This window comes from Pseudomonas sp. BN414, assembly GCF_029871275.1.
Classification (GTDB): Bacteria; Pseudomonadota; Gammaproteobacteria; order Pseudomonadales; family Pseudomonadaceae; genus Metapseudomonas; species Metapseudomonas resinovorans_C.
In genome coordinates, this window is the sequence record NZ_SSOL01000063.1 from 1 (window position 1) to 2,199 (window position 2,199).

2 protein-coding genes are annotated in these 2,199 nt (G+C 65.3%); both read right to left on the minus strand.

The genetic code is table 11. From position 1 onward, the window contains the following. Positions 1 to 1,274: aldehyde dehydrogenase family protein (locus E8E95_RS12575; protein WP_280350559.1), on the minus strand; the 1,274-nt coding region annotated here is incomplete at its 3' end. A gap of 47 nt (positions 1,275 to 1,321) precedes the next feature. Continuing rightward, entirely contained in the window at positions 1,322 to 1,714 is a 393-nt protein-coding gene (locus tag E8E95_RS12580) for a c-type cytochrome (protein ID WP_280350561.1), read from the minus strand. Positions 1,715 to 2,199 lie beyond the last annotated feature (485 nt).

Consider the following 2,199-nt stretch of genomic DNA (forward strand, 5'->3'; position numbering starts at 1 on the left):
ACGCTGTCGTTGGCCAGTTCGATCATGGCGTCCTCGTCGGTGAAGGGGATCACCGACAGCACCGGGCCGAAGACTTCCTCGCGCGACACGGTCATCTCGTGGTTCACGTCGGCCAGCACGGTGGGCTGAACGAAGAAGCCGTCGCCTTCCAGGCGCTCGCCACCGGCGACCACGCGGGCGCCTTCCTGGCGGGCCAGGTCAATGTGCTTGAGCACATTCAGCTGCTGCTTGCGCGAGACCAGCGGGTTGATCGCCGCGTCCTGGTCCATGCCCGGACCGATGGACAGGCCCTTCACCGCAGCGGCCAGGCCTTCGACGAAGGGCTCGTAGATGGACTGGTGCACGTAGAAGCGCGAGGCCGCGGCGCAGACCTGACCGTTGTTCAGCAGGCCGCCGAGCAGCGCGCCCTGCACCGCCTTCTCCACGTCGGCATCGGCCAGCAGGATCATCGGGTTCTTGCCACCCAGCTCCAGGGCGAAGCGGGTCATGTTCTCCATGCAGGCCACGCCGACGCTCTTGCCCACGGCGGTGGAGCCGGTGAAGGACACCTTGCTGATCAGCGGGTGCGACGCCAGGGCGTTACCCACGGTGCTGCCACCGCCGGTGACGACGTTGAACACGCCGGCCGGGATGCCCGCTTCGAAGGCCAGTTCGGCCAGGCGCAGGGCGGTCAGCGGGGTTTCGCTGGCGGGCTTGATGACCACGGTGCAGCCGGTGGCCAGCGCCGGCATGGCCTTCCAGGTGGTGATCATCAGCGGGAAGTTCCACGGCACGATGCCAGCGACCACGCCCACCGGCTCACGACGAGCGAAGGCGGTGAAGCGCGAGCCCGGCGGGATCGGGATGGACACGTCCATGGTCTGGCCTTCGATCTTGGTCGCCCAGCCGGCCATGTAACGCATGAACTCGACAGTGGCGCCGACGTCCAGCATGCGCGACATGTTGATCGATTTGCCCTGGCTCAGGGTTTCCAGCTGGGCCAGTTCTTCCGCGTTCTCTTCCACCAGGGCGGCGAAACGCAGCAGGATACGCTCGCGGTCAGCCGGACGCAGGCCGGACCAGACGCGGGACTTGAACGCCTGGTGGGCGGACTGCACGGCGCGATCCAGGTACTCCAGCGGCGCGTCAGGCACGTGGGAGATGGCTTCGCCGGTGGCGGGGTTCAGTACCGGGGTGGTCGCGCCTTCCGGCAGCACCCATTGACCGTCAATGAAGCAGCCGTGGCGACGCTCCAGGAATGCCGCGACCTGCGGCAGGATTTCAACCTTGCTCATGCTCGATCCTCTTCATTCGTGGGCCGGGCGCCTGCCCGGCACCATCATTATTTCTGTGCGCCCAGGAAGCAGCCGACTGCGCGACGCCCGGCGACGTCGGCCATCCCGGCATAGGGCATGTAGGTGCCGGCGACGAAGGACTGGGGCTGGGCGATGAACTGCTCCAGGCTGTCCAGCTTCCATTCCACCGCTTTGGTCTTCATCGCCTGGGAGTAGCTGAAACCGGCCAGGCTGCCGGATTTGCGGCCATACAGGCCGTGCAGGTTGGGACCCATCATGGCCGGGCCGCCCTGTTTGGCCGAATGGCACACCGAGCAATCACTGCCGAACAGTGCCTCGCCCTTCTGCACCTGATCCGGCGCGCAGTCCGCCGCCAGCGCCGACTGGGCCATCAGCAGCGACAACACGCCGAACAGCAGCCCCTTGTTATGTTTGTACATCGACTTCCTACCTCGATCATCACAAGCCCGCCCGCGCAGCCACGACGGCAAGCGCGGAAGCAGGGCCGATGTCCGGATTCTCTGCGCTGCAGGGGATCGAGGTTTTTTTGTCTGTGCCAGTCGTGTTGGCAGGGCTGCCAGACAGGCCAGGGGGCGGGTGATAAACACCTGTAGGGGCGAATTCATTCGCCAAGCAGGACAAAGTCCTGCCTAAAGGTCTCTCAGGGGGCAGCTGCGCTGCCCATCGCGATTGAAATCGCCCCCACAAAAAAGGCAGGCAAGCCGGAATGTCGGGGGCTGGGCCAGCACCTGTGGGGGCGAATTCATTCGCTAAGCAGGACAAAGTCCTGCCCTAAGGTCCACACGGGGGGCAACTGCGCTGCCCATCGCGATTGAAATCGCCCCCAAAAAAAGGCAGGCACGCCGGAATGTCGGGGGGCTGAGCCAGCACCTGTGGGGGCGAATTCATTCGCTAAGCAGGACGC

Bases quoted from the DNA above. Each gene is read 5' to 3' on its own strand.
- E8E95_RS12580 (WP_280350561.1), bottom strand. From the start codon at position 1,714: ATGTACAAACATAACAAGGGGCTGCTGTTCGGCGTGTTGTCGCTGCTG.